This is a genomic window from Photorhabdus stackebrandtii, from assembly GCF_011189495.1.
Classification (GTDB): Bacteria; Pseudomonadota; Gammaproteobacteria; order Enterobacterales; family Enterobacteriaceae; genus Photorhabdus; species Photorhabdus khanii.
In genome coordinates this window covers 1-15824 of sequence record NZ_PUJV01000012.1, presented here as the reverse complement: position 1 = coordinate 15824, position 15824 = coordinate 1, and the positions used below count along the sequence as shown (strand labels likewise).

Here is a 15824-nt window from a genome sequence, read left to right as displayed (position 1 = left end):
CAAATAAGCACATAACTTCGCTGATTTATATTATAATCGCCGGATGAATTTTCTCGCTCACCTTCATTTAGCTACTCTGGCTGAAAGCTCCCTGTTAGGGAACCTGATGGCGGATTTTGTTCGCGGTAATCCAGAGGGGCAATACAGCGCTGACGTAGTTGCAGGCATTCGCATGCATCGACGGGTTGATGTATTAACAGATACCCACCCGTTGGTTACTCAAGCTCGTCACCTGTTCAGTGACCAATATCGACGAGTTGCGCCAATTACATTAGATATTATTTGGGATCACTTCCTTTCCCGATATTGGGATAAACTGGTTCCCGCTTACTCATTACCGGCATTTATTCACCGTGCCCGCAATCAGATAGAACCCCACCTTTATAAAACTCCCGAAAAATTTCAGGAAATGAATGCGTTTTTATGGTCACAAAATTGGTTGATCCGCTATGCGGATCTTACATTTATCTCAAATGTATTAAATGGTATGGCCCGAAGACATCCCAGATTATCTGCTTTATCGGGATCATTTCAGGATATAGAACAACATTATTCTGACCTTGAAGCATTATTCTGGCAATTTTATCCCTACATGATGGAAAAAGCGGAAAATAAAGATTTTTATAACCTTTCCCAAATGAAACTGGAAACCTTACCCAATTAACGCAGGTAAAGCGTTACAGTAAAGAAAATAAAAATAAGGTATTGATAGGTAAAATCTATTGCAAAAATTAGTATTTTACCCTTTATTGATGTACGCTAATTCCTTATTCTACATCCAATTTTCACATAAACCCCAGTTAAAACTACAGGAGTAACTCATGGTTCTGGTAACTCGTCAAGCCCCTGACTTTACAGCAGCAGCTGTCCTTGGCAACGGCGAAATAGTTGGGAATTTCAACCTGAAAAAACACCTGAACGGTAAACCTGCCGTTATCTTCTTCTGGCCAATGGACTTCACTTTCGTATGCCCTTCTGAGCTGATCGCATTCGACCACCGCTACGAAGAGTTCAAAAAACGCGGCGTTGAAGTTGTCGGTGTTTCTTTCGACTCTGAATTTGTCCACAACGCATGGCGTAAAACTCCTATTGATAACGGTGGTATTGGCGAAGTTAAATATGCAATGGTTGCCGATACTAAACGTGAAATTCAAAGAGCATACGGCATTGAGCACCCAGATGCGGGTGTAGCTCTGCGCGGTTCTTTCTTGATCGATAAAAACGGCATTGTTCGTCACCAGGTTGTTAACGATCTGCCACTGGGTCGTAACATTGACGAAATGCTGCGTATGGTTGACGCACTGCAATTCCACGAAGAGCACGGCGATGTATGCCCTGCGCAGTGGGAAAAAGGCAAAGAAGGTATGGGCGCATCCCCAGACGGCGTAGCTAAATACCTGTCTCAGAACGCATCTAAACTGTAACCTGAAACGTTACCCATATTCAGACCAGTTGGTTTCTGCCAACTGGTTTTTTTATCGCTAAAATTCCTCGTTTTGCAACCTCACGCACAAAAAATAAACCTTACCAATAACTATCACCTCTTATAATTAAATTTACAATTGGTTAACATTAAAATTCGTGTAAATAAAACAAGCACTTCCACTTTATAAAAATCACCCCGCAAAACGACAGGAGTTCACAACATGTTAAAAACATGGAAAACACCACTGGCAATAATATCCTTACTCATCTCTTCTCATCTTTATGCCGCTTCAGAACCCGCCGTTGAAGCTAAGAATGGCATGGTTGTCTCGGCCCAACATCTTGCTTCACAAGTTGGTGTAGATATCCTCAAAATAGGTGGAAATGCTATTGATGCAGCTGTTGCTGTTGGCTATGCCCAGGCCGTTGTAAACCCATGCTGCGGCAATATCGGCGGCGGCGGCTTTATGACAATTCATCTGGCCGATGGCACAGATACTTTTATTAACTTCCGCGAAACTGCGCCAAATGGGGCAAGTGCCAATATGTATCTGGATAAAGAAGGCAACATTATTAAAGGCGCCAGTTTATATGGCTACCGAGCTGCCGGAGTGCCCGGAACCGTGATGGGACTGGACAGTGCCCTAAAAAAATATGGCAAATTGAGCCGTAAACAGGTCATGGCGCCAGCAATTAAACTGGCACGTGAAGGTTATATACTGACCCGTGCAGACACAGACATTCTGGACACATCAATCAAACGTTTCCGCAACGATCCAGAAGTAGCCCGCATTTTCCTGCGTAAAGATGGTTCCCCTTATCAACCGGGCGACAAGTTGATACAAGCCGATCTGGCAAATACACTGGAATTAATTGCCAAAAAAGGACAAGAAGCGTTCTATCATGGAGATATTCCTAAACGAGTCGCAGAAGCAGCTAAAAAATCAGGCGGCATTATTACCGAAGCCGATTTTGCCAATTATAAGATCTCAGAAACAACCCCCGTCACCTGTAGCTATCGCGGTTATAAATTTATCTCTTCACCGCCACCCAGTTCAGGAGGGGTAACAATGTGTGAAACCCTGAATATTCTGGAAGGCTACAACCTAAAAGAGATGGGGTTCAACTCTGCTGATTACATTCACACACTGACAGAAGCAATGCGTCATGCCTATATGGATAGAAATACTCACCTTGGCGATCCGGAATTTGTCAAAAACCCAATCGATCGTTTACTGAGTAAGAGCTATGCCGAATCTCTGCGTAAAAAAATAAAACCAGGGGAAGCAACATCATCAGAAAATGTTCAGCCGGGTATTGAACCACACGAGAAACCAGAAACCACACACTATTCTATTGTCGATAAAGAAGGTAATGCAGTTTCAACCACTTATACAATCAATGGGCTTTTTGGTGCTGTCGTTATCGCACCTGGAACCGGTTTCTTCCTTAATGATGAAATGGATGATTTCACAACAAAAATTGGGGAAAAGAATCTGTATGGACTCGTTCAAGGTGCGACTAACTCTATTGCCCCCGGTAAGCGTCCACTATCATCAATGAGCCCGACACTCGTCACTAAAGACAATAAGATATTCCTTGTTCTGGGCTCACCCGGTGGCTCCCGTATTATCTCTATCACTCTGCAAACGGCCTTAAACATCATTGATCACGGTATGCCTCCTCAGGAAGCAGTCAATAGCCCCCGTATTCATCACCAATGGTTACCAGATGAAGTTTATTATGAACAACGTGGTGTTTCTAAAGACTCACTGAATTTACTGGAAAAAATGGGATATAAGATGGTGGAACAAACACCGTGGGGAGCAGCCGAGTTAATTATGGTTGGTTTACCAAAAGCCGCTGGCGTTTCAAATGCAGGCCATTCGGGTAATGATGCTGCCGTATCTGGTCAAGTTCGTGAAAACTATTTCTACGGCGCCAATGATGTTCGACGCCCGGCAGGCGCTGCCATTGGTTACTAATAATAGATAGTTCAGGAAGCCAGCAATATATAAAAGAAGGCCAAAATAGCGGGATGGAATACCTTTCTCAGACACTCCATTCCGCGCTTTCTCTAACCATCTGGCAATGACGAACAGTCAAATAAACAGACCGCCATTACTAATGACTTTGACTTTCTCGTGTATTAGGACGTCCCCAAATTCGATCATAAGCACCAAACACAACCAGAACCAGCAGAGATGGTGCTAACCAAGCCAATCCTTGATCGGCCAATGGTAAACGAGTTGCCCAGTTTGGTAATAAATACACCAGAGTTTCTGATGACTTGATAGCATCTAAAATACCAAACAGCAGACTGATCAACATAGCCGAAGCCAAAATACGACTGAAATTATTCCACCAGCGCAGAGTAAAACTCAGAACAATCAAAACGATACAAGGTGGATAAATCGCAGTCAGCACCGGAATAGAAATATTGATCAAATGACTCAAACCAAGGTTAGACGTCAGCATGGAGAACAAACCAAGGATCAGAACCAATGAACTATAAGACAAAGGCAGATAACGGCTGAAAAACTCAGCACACGCACAAGTCAATCCAACCGCAGTTACCATACAGGCAATAAAAATCAACGCAGCAAGGAAAAGAGTGCCAACACCACCAAAAGTATGCTGAACATAGGCATGCAAAATTACAGCGCCATTTTCCGCATGAGGAATTAGTGATCCACTGCCAGAACCCAATTTGAACAGAGACAGATAAACCAGCACCAGACCAAGCCCGGCAATCATCCCAGCCCACATTGCATAACGGGTCAACAATGACGATGAAGCAACACCTCTTGAACGCGCCGCATTAACGATAACAATACCAAATACCATAGCGCCCAAGGTATCCATCGTCAGATAACCATTAACGAAACCACTGGAGAATGGGATTTGCTGATAAGCATCAATTGCAGGCATTGAGGTACCTGCGGGCCAAAGTAAAGCGGCAACACCCAGTATACCTAACGCCAGCATCTTAATAGGCGCCAGCACATGCCCAACAGTATCAAGTAAACGACCAGGGTACAGCGAGACAGCAATCACCAGGGCAAAATAAATCAGACTGTAAATAAAGAGCGGTAATTGACCTGAACCGGCAAGGGGAGCAATACCCACTTCAAAAGAAACCGTTGCCGTACGTGGAATTGCAAATAAAGGGCCAACAGCCAGATAACAAACCGCCGCAAGCAGCAAACCCGCAGCCTTACCAATAGGTGAACTCAGCTCTTCAATACCACCGCCTACTTTTGCCAACGCGATAATTGTAATTACTGGTAAACCAACCGCAGTGACTAGAAAGCCTAACGCAGCCACCCAAACATATTCACCCGATTGTAATCCCACCATAGGAGGAAAAATAATATTTCCCGCCCCGACAAACAGGGCAAAGGTCATAAACCCTAATGCCAAAATATCCTTAGATGATAAACGATGTGTCATAATGATTATTAATGTTTTATTACCATTTTAATGGCTTGAATAATATAAATACTACCAATAGTTAACCCCACATTGGCAATATCGAACCCTAATTTAACGATTTATTATCAAAATGATACTCACTGATATCTGTCCAATACAGAATTATTATGGTTATCATAGATAGAATCGCCAGCAACTGCCCACAAGTAAAACTTTTATAGTACCAGAAGGCAATAGATAAACCAAAATGCAGAGTTATATACTGCACTCTTTTTCAAAACTAGTGATTGCTGTTAGCTATCATTGAATACACACTATATGATTTGCGTTTTTTTTAACCTGTAAAGCTAATAATTAATTGCGAAGATTAATTATTACTTTTAATCAAACTATTCTTATCTCTTTTACTGGTTATTCTATCCGGTACAATCAATCTTGACGGTAAAGTAAAATTAAAAGTTGTTCCTTGTCCTATTTCACTGGCGATTTCAAGGTGGGAATGATGATGATGTAAGGCATGTTTAACAATAGCAAGGCCAAGGCCGCTTCCACCCGTTTGTCTGGAGCGTGCTTTATCTACCCGATAGAAACGTTCGGTCAAACGGGGTAAATGTTCTGCACTGATACCTGGTCCATTATCTTTCACGATAAACTCGGCACCGTGGGAGTTCTTTTTCCAACTGACATCAATCTGCGTGCCTTTCGGGGTATGATTAACCGCGTTATAAACCAGATTAGACATTGCACTACGAAGCTGCTCTTCATTGCCGAAAACTTTCAGTTGTTCACCAATATCAAAATTAATTTTATAACATTCATTACCAAGCGCAGCGGCTTCCTGACGCAATACCTTAAGCATCAGAGGCACATCAACTATTTCATTTATATCAATCTGAGGAGCAGCTTCGATTTTGGAAAGCTGCAACAATTGCTTCACCAGACTATCCATCCTCCGGGTTTGCTCCTGCATCGTATTCAGTGCCTTATTACTCAGCGAACCAGACACCTCCTGATCCTGCATAACTTCCAGATAACCCTGCAATACAGTTAAAGGGGTACGCATTTCATGGCTGACATTCGCAAAAAAGTCACGGCGGGCATTTTCCAGGGCCCGTTTCTGTGTCACATCCCTGGCAACCATTAATAGTTGATCCTCAGAGTACGGCATAACCCGAAACTCAACAGTAAAACCATTATTTAATTCTATTGATAACGGGCGTGCAAAATCCCTGGAGAGCATATACCGATTAAAATCAGGATAGCGAAGTAAATTAAAAATAGGTTGACCATTATCCTCAGGCCAACGGAACCCCAATAAATACTGGGCCAAACGGTTACACCAGAAAATATTACCCTCGGTTGTCATCATAACAATAGCATCTGGCAATAACTCAGCACCACTACGAAACCGTTTGATCAATAGCGCCAGTTCACGACGCCGTTTCCGGTTCCGTTGCTGCATCTGGTAAATGCCGTAGAAAATGGGCTCCCACCCGCCTCTTCCCGGCGGTGGCAACATACTGCGATCTAACCATAACCAATCCGAAAGTTTCAGCAAATTATAGCCATGCCATATCAGCGCCAAAAATACCGCAGCAAACAAACACCAGGATAAATGACCAACAAACATCGACAGAATTAATGCAGGCAAGCAAAAAAGAAACAGTTCTGAAACCAGTTTTTTCCAAGATAAACGTTCTAACACATCAGGTTCTCCGGTGCGCAAACTCAGTAACGGGTAGAAAAACGATAACCAGTACCACGAACGGTCTGCACCATTTTATCATGACCACCAATCTCTAATACTTTACGTAAACGGCGAATATGGACATCGACAGTTCTGTCTTCGACATAAACATTGGCTCCCCAAACATAATTGAGCAACTGTTCACGGCTGTAGACCCGCTCAGGATGAGTCATAAAGAAATGAAGTAATTTAAATTCGGTCGGTCCCATATCCAGAGCCAGATCCTGGCTGGTCACGCGATGAGAAGTGGCATCCAAAATCAAGCCATCCATTTCAATGATATCTTCCATCACCATAGGCGAAATACGCCGCAATACCGCTTTGACTCTGGCAACCAGTTCCTTAGGAGAAAAAGGCTTGGTTATATAGTCATCTGCCCCGACTTCGAGGCCACGAACCCGATCTTCCTCTTCACCACGTGCCGTCAGCATCATCACCGGAATATCACGGACATTATTATCCCGTTTCATTTGCTTGATTATCTGCAAACCGGAACCACCGGGGATCATCCAATCCAGTAACACCAAATCAGGATAGGGTTCAGATAAACATGCCAAGGCGGAATCATAATCCTCCGCCTCTACCGGCTGATAGCCATTTTTTTCCAGTACAAAACAGACCATCTCACGAATTGGAGCTTCATCTTCAACGACCAGAATACGTCTTGTCATGGTTAATCCTGTTAATATATTGAGAAAAACGCGACTGAGTTTGAAAAGCATTATGCGTCAGCTTTATGACAGATTTATGAAATCCTGCCTCGGTTATCCTTCACCTGCAAACTGTTTCGCAATAATTAATTTAAACAACTGTCATATTTCATTATGAATGCGAGGCAACTCGGAAATATATTCACGAAAGCGGATTTACAAGCGACATCCAGAATATAGCCATTATAATCAACATTCACTTTAACCCATTGCGGTGGCACTATGCGTATTATTCACACTTCGGACTGGCATCTTGGTCAATATTTTTTCACAAAAAGCCGGGCTGCTGAACATCAACATTTTCTGCGTTGGCTGATTAAACAGGTTGAAAATTACCAGGTCGATGCATTAATTGTTACCGGAGATGTATTTGATACCGGCTCGCCGCCCAGTTACGCCCGCGAGTTATATAATCGCTTTGTTGTTGAACTGCAACCTACTCGCTGTCAGTTAATTATCTTGGGTGGTAATCATGATTCCGTGGCAACGTTGAATGAATCAAAGGAACTGCTTTCCTGCCTGAATACCACCGTCATTGCGAATGCTGACGAAGATCCACAAAAACAAATAAAAGTGCTCAATACCAAAGAAGGCAATATCGGCGCCATCCTCTGTGCAATCCCTTTTCTGCGACCAAGAGATATTATGACCAGCCAGTCGGGCCAGTCAGGAGAACAAAAACAACTGGCATTACAGGAAGCGATTGCAGAACACTATGATCGACTCTATCAGCAAGCATGTAAATTACGTGATGAGTTGAATTTACCCTTACCTGTTATTGCCACCGGGCATCTAACCACCGTTGGCGCCTCTGCCACAGATTCAGTCCGGGATATTTATATTGGTACACTTGATGCCTTCCCAGCGCAAGCTTTCCCACCGGCGGACTATATTGCACTTGGGCATATTCACCGGCCGCAACTCGTCGCCAAATCTGAACATATTCGCTACAGCGGTTCCCCCATACCACTCAGTTTTGATGAAGTCGGGCAGGAGAAAAGTGTCTGTTTAGTGGAATTTACCCAAGACAAATTGGAATCCATTAAACTTTTACCCATTCCTCAATATCAGCCTATACAACTTATCAGGGGTAATCTGCAACAAATTGAACAACAGTTACAAACGTTTAATGACTATAAAGGTGAGCGACCCGTCTGGCTGGATATTGAAGTTGCCACACAAGATTACCTCCACGATATCCAAAAAAGAATTCAATCAATGGTTACAAAACTTCCTGTCGAAGTCATTCTGCTGCGGCGTAGTAAAACACAACGGCACAATATGCAGGTACAAGAAAACAGAGAAACCCTGACAGAACTCAGCGTTAATGAGGTTTTTACCCGGCGGCTTGAGCAATCAGAACTTGAAGATGAAGAACACAAAAAACGTCTGACCACCCTTTTCGAACAAACACTGAATAATCTCTATCAGGATAAAAACAAGGAGGAACAGGCATGAAAATTCTGAGTCTGCGGCTGAAAAACATTAATTCATTACAAGGTGAATGGAAAATTGATTTCACAACAGAACCGTTTGCCAGCAGTGGTCTGTTCGCAATAACCGGCCCTACCGGTGCGGGTAAAACCACATTATTGGATGCCATCTGCCTTGCTCTTTATCACGAAACACCGCGATTGACAGTTTCGGCATCACAAAATGAGCTGATGACCCGCCACACAGCAGAATCCCTGGCTGAGGTTGAGTTTGAAGTGAAAGGTGTCGCTTACCGCGCTTTCTGGAGCCAACGGCGAGCGCGCAACCAGCCGGACGGCAATCTGCAAGCCCCGAAAGTGGAACTCGCATTCAGCAGCAACGGCAAAATTCTGGCAGATAAGATCCAGGATAAGAAAGAGAAAATTATCGAAATTACCGGATTGGATTACGGTCGTTTCACCAAATCCATGCTGTTATCCCAAGGCGACTTCGCTGCTTTCCTCAATGCCCAACCCAATGAACGGGCTGATTTATTAGAAGAATTAACCGGTACTGAAATTTACGGTACTTTATCCCAGCAAATTTACCAGCAACATAAAGAAGCCCAGTCAGAACTGGGTATTCTGCAAGCCAAAAGCTTTGCTATTGATTTGCTAACGGAAGAGCAGCATCAACAATATCTCGAGCAACAGCAACAACTCGTTGATTCTGAATCACGACTGAATCAGCAGATAAAAACCCTGCAACATTCGGATCAATGGTTGATCCGTGAGGAAGAACTTCAACAAGTTGCTACTGAAAATCATGCTGCTTTGCAACAAGCAAAAAACACGTTTACCCATGCAGAGCCGCAACTGCAAAAACTGACCAACAGCGAACCAGCAGAAATACTTCGTCCATTATTGGATGAAAAGAACCGAACTCTACATGAGCATCAGAGAATCAGTAAGCAGTTGGAAGATATGCGCCAGCAATTTCAACAGCAGCAGCAAACACTCACACCGATACAACAAAAAGTGACTAATGCAGACTCTGCCAGAGAAGCACATCAACAACACCGGCAACAACAAGAAAAACTGATATCAGAACAGGTGATCCCATTGGATCAGCAGATTGATGGTCAGATTAAAGATCTTAATCTTACTCAGCAACAAATCAGCGAACAGAAAACAACGTTTGAAAACAATGAGCAGCAATATGACGCGGCAAACCAACACGCCCTATCATTAACCAGTCAAAGAAAACAACTGGAAAACTATTTCGAACAGCAGACTTACCATCAATATTTCGGTGAAAAAATTGCTTTCTGGCAACACCGATTCTCTTGGTGGCAAGAGCAACAACAACAGATTGATCACCAAAATCAGAAAATTGACAAGCTCAACGCCGAAATCACCCAACTTAATGATGACCTGAATAAACAAGAAGCAGGCCTAAAACAACAGATTGAACATAACCAACCGCTGAAACTGGCGTTTGAACAAGCAGAGCAACAATTTCTTAATCTGCAAAAACAATATTCGCCGGAAAGATTACAAAAACAATTAACTAAATATCAGGAACAACTGCCACTGCAACATAGACTGGAAATACTGTCGCCGCAGATCCTGCAATTACAAACCACGATTGCCAGTAATCGTGTTCGTTTACAACAACCGGAAAAATTATTAAAGGAACTTCCTGTTCAAATTGAAACTATTGATAAACAACTCTCAGACAAACAGCAACATTTAGCAGATCTTTCTCAACGCATTCAGTTAGAACAAAAAATCGCCAGCCTGGAAAAAGAACGCGCACAACTCAAAGAAGGTGTTCCTTGTCCACTTTGCGGTTCTGAACATCACCCTGCTATTCAGGCTTATCAAAAGATTGAATTGCCAAAATCAGAACAACGGCTAAAAGATTTGCGTCAAGAATTTGAAGAACTACAAGCTACCAGAATATCGTTATTTAATAAAAACGAGTTTCAACAGCAACAATACAACCATATTTCGCAAGAAATCACTGATGCTGAACCACAATTGAATTCATTAATTCAACAATGGCAGCAAACTTGCGAAACATTACAAACTGAAATTTCTCCTTCAGATAAACCGGCGCTTGAAGCATTTGTACAACAGAACCAATCGGCTTATCAGCTTTGTCTGGCCCAATTAGCCGAGTTCGAACTGGCAGAAAAAGAACATCAAAAAACAGAAAAAGCGCTAACAGTACATACAGAACAGATTAAAAAAATTGAGCAAGGCATTGAACTGAGTAAACAACAATACAATGCCCTGAAAAAACACCTGTCTGAACTGCAACCAGAGATACAGCAACAACAGAGTAAGCTGGCTGATATTATCGAAAAAATGACTTCTGAATTACAGGAATATGATTTATCACTGCCGATCCTGAATGATGCTGAAAACTGGCTGCAACAACGTAGAAATGAGTGGCAGGTATATCAAAACTGCCGTGAAAATTGGCAACAGATTCAAAAAGAACAAGCCATCGTTCAAAACCAGATTGAATCACTGAGTAAACAAAAAGAAGAATATGCATCCCGTTTAAACGTATTTAATCAAAAAGAACAACAACAGAAACAGCAACTCGCAGATACGCAACAGCAGCGCCAAAAACTATTTGGTGAACAGTTGGTCGCGAAAATTACTCAGGCATTACAGCAACAATCTCAGCAGTTGGAAGAAGAGTACAAACAGATACTGTCATCTCTGCAACAGGCACAATCCAGTATCAACCAGCTTACCGGCGCAATTCATGAGACAGAAAAAAACAGCAAACAAGCTGAACAACAAAAACAGCTGGCAGAACAGAATTTCAACTCTGCGTTAGCAAAAAGCATATTTGCCGATCAGAGTACCTTTGAAGCCGCCCTATTATCACCAGAGCAACGTAAAGCGTTGCAACAACTCAAAGAACAGCTCGAACAACAACAGATACAGGTCAAAGCCTTGTGTCAAAAAGCAGCAGAAGCCCTGCAACAACATCTGAAAAATCGCCCTGAGTTACTTACTCAATATACAAAACCACAACTGACTGAACAGTTGGAAAACATCACTGATGAGCTAAAAAGAAACACCTTACAACAAGGAGAATTGAGAAACCTGCTTGGTAATGACGCAGTACGTCGCCAACAGCAAAAATCCTTGCTGGAAGAAATCAGCCATTGCCAACAAAATTATGATGACTGGAGTTACCTGAATAATCTGATTGGTTCAGCCGATGGCGCTAAATTCCGCCGTTTTGCCCAAGGGTTAACATTGGATCATCTGGTTCATCTTGCCAATCAACGGCTGAGAAAACTTCACGGACGCTATTATTTACAACGCAAAAACAGCGATGGTCTTGAACTGCAAGTCGTTGATACCTGGCAAGCCGATGCCATTCGTGATACCAAAACGCTTTCCGGTGGTGAAAGTTTTCTGGTCAGCCTCGCTCTGGCTTTAGCTTTGTCTGACTTAGTCAGCAATAAAACCTGTATTGATTCACTGTTCCTGGATGAAGGCTTTGGCACACTTGATCCAGAAACTCTTGATATTGCACTCGACGCTCTGGACCATCTGAATGCTTCTGGGAAAACCATTGGTGTTATAAGCCACGTCGAAGCCATGAAAGAACGGATCCCGGTACAGATTAAGGTTAAAAAAATTAATGGACTTGGAATAAGTAAACTCTCACCTGAGTTTCGTTATAACAAACAATAGCGGAAAATAATAAAAAGCCATCACCAAAATGAGAGCGCTATGGCAGGATTCCACTTTGTTTACCCTGCCATGTTTAATTTATTTATCAGCGATTCTATATTCCGCTTATTTTACATTTACCTAACTTACCATAATCATTTAAAAGCATGAATACAGAAGTATTAAAGATTTTATATCAAAGCAGATTTAACTCAATAAATACAACTTTTCAGAAGAAAAGTTAATCGCATTTAATCGAAAACCATCAACCATTAATCTCGAGTTGAAAAGAAATCCACACGTAAAAGAATATTATCCGAACAGATAGGTATTAAAACGTTTTCTCGCCGGTTATTTTACGGAGAAAACCCTAAAAATAACGCAATTAAAAAAAGGGATAAAACGATTAATTTGGCAGGATTTAAGCACTGAAAAAGGAGTAATGATGATCCGAAAAAACAACAAGGGGTATTTTTATCTCATCAAGCCATTTACTTACTGATTTATGAAGAAAAAATAAATGTCGGTGACCAATGAAAATCGCTTTGGATTGCCAGTAAAACAGCATCAGTAAAGATAAAAAACGAGTATGATTAGCTTTCGTTAAAAGTAAAACACGATATTCGATGATGATTAAATTTAATAATAAGCCGGTGTTAAAATCGGTAAAAACTTTATATCGATAAAAACCATAAGTTAAAATAATGACTTTTAATAATAGTTTAAAACCTGCCCATCATAAAACTCAGAACTGGCTCGGCCGGATCCCACTTTGTTTACCCTGATATATTTAATTCATTTATCAACTATTCTATATTCCACTTATTTTACATTTACCTAACTTACCATAATCATTTAAAAGCGAGAATACAGAAATATTAAAGACTTTATATCAAGGCGGATTTAACTCAATAAATACAACTTTTTATCAGAAGAAAAGTTAATCGCATTTAATCGAAAATCATCGTTTACCGTGCCATGTTTAATCCATTTATCAGCGATTCTATATTTCGCTTATTTTACATTTACCTAACCGACCATAATTATTTAAAAAGCGCGAATACAGAGGTATTAGAGAGCGATATTCTGGTATATGAGTTGAAAAGGCGGCGAAGGAAATTTGGCTGGCCTGTATGCTTCCAGCTAGAGGCTTTTTGAGCGAAACACAAATATGCTGAAAGACTTTAGTGAGCTTGAATAAGCTATTGATGAAATTATTAAGAATAAAATCAGAAAAGAATATCAAAATATTATTTTACATAATTTAATAAGCATTTATCCCAATCATTCCTCCATTTCATTTAAAACATTTTTCAGATTTTAGATTTATTGCTATATGAATTTTTTCATTGAGTCACAGTAACATCATGAAATATAAAAAACCTCCAGAGGAAATATATTTAAAATAGTTCGCAGACATTAACGCCGCTTATACAAAAATAATTAACCTTGTAAGTTATAAAAACACTCCATTATTATTTTTCTGAACTATACTATAATCAGTACCAATTGAGACAAATCACCTTTACGATAATTTAATATATTTATTACATAGGAACGTTATTTAATTCAAGAGGAACACATGAGCCAAAAAAATGATTTTAAGGCTTTTTCTATTAGTGATAATGCTAATGTAGTGAGTCAAGAAAGATATGAAGAAAGTCAAAATATTCGGACTGGGTTTCCACAAAATGATATCTCCACCCATGTATTAAATAAGGTATTACGCCAATCATCAACAATAGCCTCTGTTGTAGCTAATTTTATTGCCACACAATCTGGCGATGATGTTCTGGATGATGGTGATATAGCTAAACTCACTGCCCAATTAAATCGAGCGTTAGAGCAAAAAATTACAACAGAAATTCCCAGTGCCTCATTAACACAAAAAGGCACTGTTCAACTTACCGATATTTTGGGTGATAGTGACACATTGGCAGTGACACAAAAGCTAGTTCATGAAATCTTTAATTCATTGCGTGAAAATATTGATGGCAAAGTACTCAATAGCCGTAAAATAAATGGCAAGGCGTTGACTGCGGATATTAATCTGAATGCAAGTGATGTGGGGGCATATACTCGGACAGAAGTATATACAAAAGCAGAGGTAGATAAACTGATTAAAACAACCAGTGAAGTTCCTGTTGGTGCTCCTATTCCCTGGTCATTGCCTCAACCACCTATAGGCTATTTCACTTGTAATGGTTCAGCTTTTAATAAATCACAGTACCCAAAGTTAGCGGAAGCTTATCCTGGCGGTAGATTACCCGATTTAAGAGGCGAGTTTATTCGTGGCTGGGATGATGGTAGAGGAGTGGATAAGGGTCGAATACTTCTGACAAACCAGAATGATGCACTACAAGATTTAAAAGGCTCATTTCAAGGCGATAATGAAATAGCTGTCACCAGCCAAGGCGTTTTTGGTAATGGAGGAGGAGGCTGGGTAATTGGAGGAGCCCATAATAATGCAGATGGCCTTAAAACCATATTTGATGCGTCCCGGGTAGCCAGGACAAGTCACGAAACAAGACCTCGCAATATTGCATTTAACTATATCGTAAAGGCGGAATAATAATGACACAAGAAGATATCTTAGATTCAGAAACTGCTATATTAGGTGAAGACGGTTTAGCGACTCAAGCCGGCTGGATAAAGGTTTATCATGCTAATACTTATTCGAGAGAATTCACTGGGACTGATTTCGAATATGTTGCAGAAGGTGTAGGTTTGTCAGCACATTCTTATCTTGACGCGCCAGACCTTCCAGATGCTGATAATATGGCAGTGCGCCGCAGTGAGGACGAAAGTTATTGGGAAATTATACCTGACCACCGCGGGAAAATAGCTTACAACACGCAAACAGGTGCACAACAAGAAGTGGCTGAAGTGGGTGAATTACCAGAAACATTAACATTCAAGCAACCGGCTACCGAGTTTGATAAGTGGGATGGTGAAAAATGGGTAACAGACGTTGAAGCGCAAAAGGCCAGTAAAATTAAGCAGGCAGAACAACAAAGTGCCGCTTTTCGCCAACAAGCCAATGAAGTTATGACTGTGCTGCAATATGCCGTTGAAACTGAAATGGCATCGGAAGCTGAAAAAGCGTTACTGCTGAGTTGGAAAAAGTATCTGGTATTATTAAGTCGGGTTGATATTTCATCGGCACCCGATATTAACTGGCCTGAAAAGCCGCAAAAATAATAGCAGCGACTGCTTCCCCATCCTGTCCTCGCACCAGGCGAGGACTTACAGCATTTTACGGTGACTGCTCCCCGCCGTAAAGAGGGTGTCGCAAAAGGTCGGCATTGAAAATAACCCCACAGAAATTTATTGCCTGTTATTGGGACTGGCAACCCATGACAGGCTAAAAATAGCCCATAATATCAG

Annotated in this window: 10 protein-coding genes; 7 read left to right on the top strand and 3 right to left on the bottom strand. The window is 41.3% G+C overall.

From position 1 onward, the window contains the following. Nucleotides 1-43 precede the first annotated feature (43 nt). The 3 genes from C5470_RS11895 (at nucleotide 44) to ggt (ending at nucleotide 3410) form a co-directional block, all read left to right on the top strand. The gene (locus C5470_RS11895) at nucleotides 44-664 is read left to right on the top strand and encodes an acyl carrier protein phosphodiesterase (RefSeq protein ID WP_166289195.1); all 621 of its coding nucleotides are present in this window, start codon (nucleotides 44-46) and stop codon (nucleotides 662-664) included. 157 nt (nucleotides 665-821) lie between these two features. After that, nucleotides 822-1424: a peroxiredoxin C gene (locus C5470_RS11890; RefSeq protein WP_166289192.1), complete on the top strand. Its 603-nt coding sequence runs from the start codon at nucleotides 822-824 to the stop codon at nucleotides 1422-1424. A 222-nt stretch (nucleotides 1425-1646) separates the two neighbouring features. Next, nucleotides 1647-3410: a gamma-glutamyltransferase gene (gene ggt, locus C5470_RS11885; protein ID WP_166289188.1), complete on the top strand. Its 1764-nt coding sequence runs from the start codon at nucleotides 1647-1649 to the stop codon at nucleotides 3408-3410. Between the two features lie 139 nt (nucleotides 3411-3549). Here the strand turns inward: ggt and brnQ are convergent, their stop codons facing one another. The 3 genes from brnQ to phoB form a co-directional block, all read right to left on the bottom strand. Beyond that, nucleotides 3550-4878: a branched-chain amino acid transport system II carrier protein gene (gene brnQ / locus C5470_RS11880; RefSeq protein ID WP_166289185.1), complete on the bottom strand. Its 1329-nt coding sequence runs from the start codon at nucleotides 4876-4878 to the stop codon at nucleotides 3550-3552. A 349-nt stretch (nucleotides 4879-5227) separates the two neighbouring features. After that, nucleotides 5228-6565 carry a phosphate regulon sensor histidine kinase PhoR gene (gene phoR, locus C5470_RS11875; protein WP_166289181.1) on the bottom strand — a complete coding sequence of 446 codons (1338 nt, stop codon included), beginning with the start codon at nucleotides 6563-6565 and terminating at the stop codon, nucleotides 5228-5230. Between the two features lie 23 nt (nucleotides 6566-6588). Continuing rightward, entirely contained in the window at nucleotides 6589-7278 is a 690-nt protein-coding gene (gene phoB / locus C5470_RS11870; protein WP_166289178.1) for a phosphate regulon transcriptional regulator PhoB, read from the bottom strand. 261 nt (nucleotides 7279-7539) lie between these two features. On the opposite strand from phoB, the gene sbcD reads away from it, so the two are divergent. The 4 genes from sbcD (at nucleotide 7540) to C5470_RS11850 (ending at nucleotide 15638) form a co-directional block, all read left to right on the top strand. Beyond that, entirely contained in the window at nucleotides 7540-8775 is a 1236-nt protein-coding gene (sbcD, locus tag C5470_RS11865) for an exonuclease subunit SbcD (RefSeq protein WP_166289175.1), read from the top strand. After that, complete coding sequence (locus C5470_RS11860) at nucleotides 8772-12458, top strand: AAA family ATPase (RefSeq protein WP_166289172.1); 3687 nt, start codon at nucleotides 8772-8774, stop codon at nucleotides 12456-12458. The genes sbcD and C5470_RS11860 overlap by 4 nt, the downstream gene beginning before the upstream one ends. A 1561-nt stretch (nucleotides 12459-14019) precedes the next feature. Next, the gene (locus C5470_RS11855; RefSeq protein WP_166289169.1) at nucleotides 14020-15009 is read left to right on the top strand and encodes a phage tail protein; all 990 of its coding nucleotides are present in this window, start codon (nucleotides 14020-14022) and stop codon (nucleotides 15007-15009) included. A 2-nt stretch (nucleotides 15010-15011) separates the two neighbouring features. Continuing rightward, nucleotides 15012-15638: a tail fiber assembly protein gene (locus tag C5470_RS11850; protein WP_166289166.1), complete on the top strand. Its 627-nt coding sequence runs from the start codon at nucleotides 15012-15014 to the stop codon at nucleotides 15636-15638. Nucleotides 15639-15824 lie beyond the last annotated feature (186 nt).